The 8,102-nt window shown below is 42.2% G+C and carries 6 protein-coding genes; 5 read left to right on the forward strand and 1 reads right to left on the reverse strand.

Annotation, left to right across the window (positions count from 1 at the left end; all coding sequences use genetic code 11):
* A partial coding sequence (locus HN980_01985; GenBank protein ID MBT6928252.1) for a hypothetical protein occupies positions 1-2,349 on the reverse strand: 2,349 nt, incomplete at its 3' end.
* Between the two features lie 325 nt (positions 2,350-2,674).
* Here HN980_01985 and trpS point away from each other — a divergent pair.
* From trpS to HN980_02010, 5 genes are all read left to right on the forward strand, one after another.
* Positions 2,675-3,748, forward strand: a complete 1,074-nt coding sequence (gene trpS / locus HN980_01990) for a tryptophan--tRNA ligase (GenBank protein ID MBT6928253.1) — start codon at positions 2,675-2,677, stop codon at positions 3,746-3,748.
* A gap of 34 nt (positions 3,749-3,782) precedes the next feature.
* Positions 3,783-4,112 carry a hypothetical protein gene (locus HN980_01995; GenBank protein MBT6928254.1) on the forward strand — a complete coding sequence of 110 codons (330 nt, stop codon included), beginning with the start codon at positions 3,783-3,785 and terminating at the stop codon, positions 4,110-4,112.
* 9 nt (positions 4,113-4,121) lie between these two features.
* Positions 4,122-5,366: a serine--tRNA ligase gene (serS, locus tag HN980_02000; protein ID MBT6928255.1), complete on the forward strand. Its 1,245-nt coding sequence runs from the start codon at positions 4,122-4,124 to the stop codon at positions 5,364-5,366.
* Complete coding sequence (locus HN980_02005; GenBank protein ID MBT6928256.1) at positions 5,363-6,622, forward strand: methyltransferase domain-containing protein; 1,260 nt, start codon at positions 5,363-5,365, stop codon at positions 6,620-6,622. Before serS ends, HN980_02005 begins: the two co-directional genes overlap by 4 nt.
* Positions 6,623-6,722: 100 nt before the next feature.
* On the forward strand, positions 6,723-8,102 hold a 1,380-nt coding region (locus HN980_02010; GenBank protein MBT6928257.1), incomplete at its 3' end, for a sel1 repeat family protein.

The following is an 8,102-nucleotide window of genomic DNA, read 5'->3' on the forward strand; positions in this document are numbered from 1 at the left end:
AAAAGGTACAGGATCACGGTCTTCCGACAAAAGCCCTTCTAAAAAAGTGCTATCCCAACAAGAGACTTTGATCTTGTTGAGCGTCTCATGTCTAAATTCTTCACTGCGGTGTTCGAAGTCAAGCTCTTCTTTGGGTTTGAGATCGAGATCGCCTGCTGTTAGAGTAATTTCTTTGTGAACTTTTTCTTGGTCGGAACGCGACAACCCATCCATTCTTGTTGTGAAGCTGTCAATAAGGTTTTCCCAGCTGTCAGGATTCACGGCTTCAGGAAGATCTTTGCGTGACACCGTGGAAACAGACATCTCGCGGAATTTTTCCAACTGGAACTTGACACTCTGTCCTTCGACGTCCTGCGCTTTGGGTTCAAAAGAACTTGTTTCTGTTCTATTTTCAACGTGTTTTTGAAAGACGACATAAGGATTTCTGGTTTCAGTAAGATTTTCCAGCGATATTTGATACGTAATTGCTTCCTGTAAGACAGGGTGTTCATCGTGCAGCTCGAATACATCTTTGTTGATGATCAAAAAACGAACTATCCCTTTAATGTTGTCAGTATTTCCACCCTGTTCGGATAAGAGTGGTAATTGCGCAGCTAGTTCTTTTGGGAGGTCTTTTTTAAAATCATAGTCTGGCGATAAAGCTATATTTTCAAGCGTTTCTAGTCGAAGCCAACAAAGATACCTTATTCCCGTTGCACCTATAAAATCATCATGGCGTTTGAGTATCGTCGTGATAACGGCTATAGCTTTTATCCAGTCTTTTCCATTGGATTTAATAAATGCTTTTATAATGAGTGCTCTATCAGAATAACTTGAAATACCTTTGAGTGTTGTCACGGCAGCAGGTATTACTTCTGCCCAGTTTTCTTCTGGTGTTTCATTAAGAGCGCTTAGAATTTTAGTTTTCGAATAATTATCTGCAATTTCTTTTAATATAGGCATGGCGGCTGCTATCACTTTCGCCCTTTTTTCTGCGGGGATTGCAATAATCGTTGTCACAATAGCATGTTCGTAACGTTCATCAGTATATACGTAATGTCTGCTAGTTAGATGACTTCCATGGATTTTGAGTATCGATTTGGTAGCAGCTATCACATCCTTCCAGTTTTCTTCTGGTTTTTCATAAACAGCGCTTAGAATTTTAGCTTTCCAATAATCATCTGTAATTTCTTTTAATATAGGCATGGCGGTTTTTATAACTTCCGCCCTTTTTTCTGCGGGGATTGCAATAATCGTTGTCACAATAGCATGTTCGTAACAAGCACGAGTGGCACACCTGTTAATCATATGATTTCTATGGATTTTGAGTATCGATTTGGTAGCAGCTATCGCATCCTTCCAGTTTTCTTCTAGTTTTTCATAAACAGCGCTTAGAATTTTAGCTTTCCAATTATTATCTCTAATTTCTTTTAATATAGGCATGGCGGTTTTTATAACTTCCGCCCTTTTTTCTGCGGGGATTCTATAAATTGTTTCCATAAGCGTACATCCAGACGAGAAAAAAGCATAATATCCATGGATTTTGAGTATCTGTATGGTAGCAGCTATCACGTCCTTCAAGCTTTCTTCTGGGATTACAGTAAGTACACTTAGAAAAGGACCTGTCAAAGAAGGGATTCGAATTTCTTTTGATTTTAATAAAGGCATGGCGTCTTTTATAAATTTCGCCCTTTTTTCTGCGGGGAATATGGTGATTATCTTAAGCTTTCTCATAACAGAGTTTTTAATATAATAATCTGTAATTTCTTTTAATATAGGCATGATATCAGCTAACGATTCCGCTATATTTTCTACGGGGAGTACAAGAAGCATTTCCAGAATTGCTATTATTTGATAGTCATTTTTAACGTCTTTGAGTATCGGCATTGCATCAGATATCACCTGCTTCCTGTTTTCTGCGGGGATTGCAAGAATCGCTTCCAGCATCGCTATTATTTGACCGGAACCTTTAACGTGTTTTAGCATAGGCGCGGCGCTAACCATCAACCAATTCTTATCTTCATCGGAAAGGTGATCAAGAACACGAAGAATTTTAGATGTTTCCCGAGCATTAGGTATATGCGGCACATTAGCAAGAAATACATCAGGCGTTTTAAAAATGTTATGAAAGATTGCTTTAGCAGAAACTTCAACAGCACTTTGACCTGCCGTTAGATTTCCCATAATGTCTCTTTGAATTTCCTCTCTTTCCTCTTCGTCGGGCATGGTATTTAGTATTGCGGAAACAGCCGGCGATAGTGTCGAGTCATATATCCAACTCGGCCACCTTCTGCCAGAGTAGCTAGGTTCTGTGAGAGGTTGTGTTTCATCAATACTGCCTATGTCGAAAAAACCATCTGTTCTAATCATTAAAAATTACCTCTGTTTTTTAACCAAGGATTGATCACGCTCTTTTTCATAAAACAACCCCTTTCCATTGTGAAAAGGTGCTAACATATTGTAATTGTAAGGGTTGTTATGATATAACGCAACAAGAAGAAAGATAATGCTAACTGGCGACACAGGAGGAAAACAGGAGTCCAGAGCAAACTTCGTTTCCTTTGGCGGGAGAGGTTTGGAGAGGGCAGGGTCCCTCGCCAAAATGAAAATGGACTTATTGGTAATAAGATGGTGCTATAGGTCCTATATTCTTGTAAAAAGGTGCTATTTGAGTTATCATGTATAACAGACTGTAATGATAGGAGTTATTATGACACAACAAGAAAAAAAGAGAATGCTTACCGGCGACAGACCGACAGGGAGGTTGCATTTAGGGCATTATGTCGGGTCGATAAAAAATCGTGTCGCCCTTCAAGATAAATACGATTGTTATTTTATTATCGCAGACCTCCATATGCTTACCACTAAGCCGCAGAAAGAAGACATCATGGCGATACGCGACAACGCCAAAGAGATGGTCCTCGATTACCTCGCCTGTGGCATCGACCCCGAGAAGTCAACGATATACCTGCAGTCGGCATGCCCAGCGATATATGAGATGAACCTTATGTTCGAGATGCTGGTGAGCCTCAATAAACTCACAGGGCTCCCCAGCCTTAAAGAGATGGCCCGCAATGCCCATATCCCATGCGAAAGCATGTCGTTAGGGCTCATAGGGTATCCCGTCCTTCAGGCCGCAGATATCATGATGCCAAAAGCACATATCGTCCCCGTAGGAAAAGACAACGAAGCGCATATCGAGCTAGCTCGAGCCATAGCACGAAAATTCAACCAACATTACGGCGAAGTTTTCCCGCTGCCAGAGCCTCTTATTGGCGACGTCCCGACATTGATAGGTACCGACGGTAAAGGTAAAATGAGTAAGTCTGTTGGAAATTGCATATTCTTGTCCGACAGTGCAGAAGTCGTCGCCAAGAAAGTCAAAGGCATGTATACCGATCCAAAACGCGTAAGCGCCGACGTCCCAGGAACAGTAGAAGGCAACCCCGTCTTCATATACCACGATATCTTCAATACCGATACCGCCGAAGTCGAAGACCTAAAAGAACGTTACCGCAAAGGCACCGTCGGTGATGTAGAAGTAAAAGAAAAACTTACCAAAGCACTAAACACCTTCTTAGATCCAATAAGAGAGCGCCGTAAAAAATACGCCGAAGACAAAGGCCTCGTAGAGGAAATCCTATACAAAGGGACGATGGCGATGAACGAAGTTGCAAAAGAGACCCTAAAAGAAATGCGTAGCGCTATGGGCCTACACGGCGGATGGAATAAAATATCTCGCATAGCACGAAAACGTATGGGCGAATAAAAACATTTTGGAATGATTCAAGGTTGGGTAATAGATGATAGAACTTGCTAAGGTTGAGACCTCTAAGAAATTCGAGAGTCGTAACGGAAATAGAATTTTTCACCACAGAGGCACAGAGGACACAGAGAAAGAAAGCAATCTGGCTGGGGGATTCTCCCCCAGACCCCCAAAGCCCCAAAAGAAAATTCTCGGGGTTCTAGGGGTGAAACCCCTAGCCCGCCTACTGTTCTCTCTGTGTCCTCCGTGGCTCTGTGGTAGAAAGTCCTATTCCGAAATTCTTCTATCCGCTATTTATAACCTCTATGGTAGAATTAACTATTACTCCAAAATGGCATGTTTTGAACTGAGCCTAAAATCAATTTGAGGAAAATCAATGTTAGACGCAAAATTCATTAAAGAAAATACCGAAGACGTTAAGGCTATGCTAAAAAAGCGTGGCGTCGATGTCGACGTCGACAGCTTCGTTACCATCAACGATAGCCGCATAACCCTTATCACTAAAATCGAAGCCCTCCGCGCCGAAAGGAATGCTATCAGTAAGAAGCATTCTCCCGAGAACGTCGCCCGCAGCAAAGAGATAAAACAAGAACTAAAAGACCTCGATACCGAATATAAAGACGTTGAGGCTAAAGCTCTAGAACTGCAGATGGCGATACCTAACATGCTTCACCCTGACGTGCCAGAAGGACACCTCGACGAAGACAATGTCGAACTTAAACGCGTCGGTGATGTTCCAGAGTTCTCCTTCCCTGTAAAAGATCACGAAACTCTAGGTAAAGAGCTCGGGATGTTCGACATCGCTAAAGCCTCAGAAGTCTGTGGTGCAGGATTCTACTATCTCACCGGCGATGCCGTCCTTCTGGAGTTCGCCTTAGTGAAATATGCCCTCGACGCCCTTATGGCCGAAGGCTTCATACCAATGATAACGCCGGAACTCGTACGTAAACAGTATGCGTCGAGCACTGGATACTTGCCGAAACGCGAAGAGCCCGATATCTATAAAATCGAAAACGAAGACTTATACCTCATCGCCACAGCAGAGATCCCACTAGCGGCATACCATGCCAAAGAGACACTACAAGAAAACGACCTCCCCAAAAAATATGCTGGGTTCTCGTCGTGCTTCAGAAAAGAAGCTGGTGCCCACGGAAAACATAAGAAAGGAATCTTCCGCGTACACCAGTTCGATAAGATTGAGATGTTCGCCTTCGTAAAACCCGAAGAAAGCATGGATATGTTCCATAGCGTCATCGCCATCTCAGAGAAGCTCTTCCAAGGCCTAGGAATCCCTTACCGCGTAGTATCGATAAGTAGCGGAGATATGAACGGTCCAGGGCATATAAAGTATGACATAGAATACTGGTCGCCCGTCGACAAAGAATATCGCGAGATAACAAGCGGAACAAACACCACCGACTACCAGGCACGACGCCTCAGCGCGCGATATAAAAACGCCGAAGGCAAGACTGAATTCGTCCATACTGTCAACAACACAGGCTTCGCAATAGGAAGGACGCTTATAGCGATAATGGAGAACTTCCAAAACGAAGACGGCACAATAACGATACCTGAAGTCCTACGGCAGTATGTCGGCAAAGATGTGATAACACCACTATGATACGAAAAAAACACCATAGCATAAAACCTTCGTCGGCACGACAGGCGGCATTCGTAGCAATACTAGCATCGTGGAACGAAGAAGCTTTCGTCAGCGATACTCTAAAGCGCTGGAAAGAAGACGCCAAACCAGCATATAAAGATTTCCGGCTGGCACAAGAGATAGCAGCAGGGACGACGCGTATGCGTTTGGCCCTCGACGCTATAGCACGCACCCTTTCTAAGAAGATATCGCTAAAACGTCCGGGGAAAGCCCTCCTATATATGGCGATATACCAACACCATTATATGGATCGCATACCTCTATACGCCATCGCCGACGAGACAATAGCTATAGCAAAAAAGATATGCTATAAAAACGATGTCGCTTTCATAAACGCTATGATGCGTAAGCTCGAGACCTCGAAAAAAACACTGCCGGAAGGCGATTCCGCCGAAGCGATTAGCGTACGATATTCATACCCGCAATACTTCGTAGAGAAGCTCATCACAAGCTATGGCATAGAAAAAGCAAAAGATATCCTTACAGCAGGAAATACCACGCCAACGACGATGGTACGCCTTCGTGGTGATGCACCAGCCATAAAAGCTATGACGCTTATCACTGAAAAGCCATGCCGTATGGCACGTATTGACGATGGCTCTATAATCACTGGCATCAGCGCCTCAAAAAAATACTATATCCAAAACAGCACACCAGCAACATTGATGACAGAAGCCTGTAGCGCCATCAAGCCACCGACAACAATACTAGACCTATGCGCAGCACCAGGAGGGAAGGCTTTGCTGGCACACGATATCTTCCCAGAAGCAAAACTCTTCCTCAACGATGTCTCCGAAACAAAAATCGCGTTGATAAAAGAAAACCTAAAGAAATATAACGTCGATGCTACAACGACAATGTCTTCAGGAGAAACACTGACGACAGAAGAACGCTTCGACTTAATCATCATCGACGCGCCATGTACCAACAGCGGAACGCTGGCACGAAGAGCCGAAGCACGGTGGAGGATAACGGAAAAAAATGTTGCAGAATTAACAGCGTTACAAATGAAACTTATAGAGAATGCAAAGAAACTCCTTGCTCCGCACGGAACGATAGCATATATGACCTGCAGCATCCTCAAAGATGAGAATGAAAATATCATAGAAAAAGCACGCAAAAAAAACGGCCTCAAAAAGCAGGGCTATATCAAAACAATACTTCCTTCCAACGACGGCGCTGATGGTGGGTTCGTCACAAACTTCTCGCTATAGAACATCTACAAATTACTAATAATTATAGATTTAGAGCTGCTATAAAATAAATAGCTACGTTAAAGTATAGAACAAAAAAAATCTTTTAAGGGAATTGAAAATGCAAGCACTAAGTCTTTTTGATGATCATAGAATTCTTTCGGACAAGGATAATTTATTTTTGACGTTTGATCCTAACGCACATATAATCTTCTTGGAAGGTGAAGAAATTATAATTCAATCGCGAATAAGCAGGTTGGTGGGGGCGTTGTTTAAAAATCAGTCACAACATTTAGAAGGATATAATGCTATCAAACCTGTCGCATTAAAAATCATAAATGATATTAATTCATATATTAAAGTCGATGAAAGACACCAACCTGATAATTTAAAAATAATTAAAGAGTTCGAATTGCTTAAGCTAATAGCAACCGATATGAGCGAAGAACTTTTAGAAGTAGCTGGCAAAGCGAGAGCGCTGGGGTATATATATATTAATGAATTTCAGAGAAGTTTAACGCTATGTGAAGGGGCGAGTGTAGATCAGAGTTTCTATAGCCACCAAGCCCTTCTCTTGAAAAGATCTCGTGAATTATTTAAAAAGTCTTATGAAAAAGGCGATAATTACGCTGGTCTCATTCTTGCTTATGCGTATGGTAAAAAATGTATTAAAGAAGACCCTGATTATAAAGAATCTGCAAGGCTGTATGAGGTCGCCGCCGCAGAAGATTTTCCAGAAGCAATGAATAACCTTGGAAGGTTATATAAAAGAGGTCATATTGGTCGTATTGAAATAAAAGGGCAAGAGTCTGTTCCAAACTATGCAAAAGCTGCCGAATGGTATGAAAAAGCAGCCGCAAAAGGTCTCCCAAAAGCAATGAATAACCTTGGGATTTTATATGAACAAGGTCATATTGGTCGTATTAAAATAAAAGAGCAAAAGTCTGTTTCAAACTATGCAAAAGCTGCCAACTGGTATAGAAAAGCCGGCGAAGCAGGTTACTCCATAGCAATGTACAACCTTGGACTTTTATATAATAAAGGTCGTATTGGTCGTATCGAAATAAAAGGGCAAGAGTCTGTTCCAGATTATGCAGAAGCTGCCAGGCTGTATGAGGTCGCCGCCGCAGAAGATTTTCCAGAAGCAATGAATAACCTTGGGTGTTTATATAAAAAAGGTCATATTGGTCTTATTGAAAGAGAAGGGCAAGATCCTGTTCCAGACTATGCAGAAGCTGCCAGGTTGTTTAGAGCCGCTGCCGCAAAAGGTATCCCAGAAGCAATGAATAACCTTGGGTGTTTATATAAAAAAGGTCATATTGGTCTTATTGAAATAGAAGGTCAAGATCCTGTTCCAAATTATGCAGAAGCTGCCAAGTTGTTTAGAGCCGCTGCCGCAAAAGGTATCCCAGAAGCAATGAATAGCCTTGGGATTTTATATGAACAAGGTCATATTGGTCGTATTAAAATAAAAGAGCAAAAGTCTGTTTCAAACTATGCA

This window comes from Waddliaceae bacterium, assembly GCA_018694295.1.
Classification (GTDB): Bacteria; Chlamydiota; Chlamydiia; order Chlamydiales; family JABHNK01; genus JABHNK01.

Bases quoted from the DNA above. Each gene is read 5' to 3' on its own strand.
- serS (MBT6928255.1), top strand. From the start codon at position 4,122: ATGTTAGACGCAAAATTCATTAAAGAAAATACCGAAGACGTTAAGGCT.
- trpS (MBT6928253.1), top strand. From the start codon at position 2,675: ATGATAGGAGTTATTATGACACAACAAGAAAAAAAGAGAATGCTTACC.
- HN980_01995 (MBT6928254.1), top strand. From the start codon at position 3,783: ATGATAGAACTTGCTAAGGTTGAGACCTCTAAGAAATTCGAGAGTCGT.
- HN980_02005 (MBT6928256.1), top strand. From the start codon at position 5,363: ATGATACGAAAAAAACACCATAGCATAAAACCTTCGTCGGCACGACAG.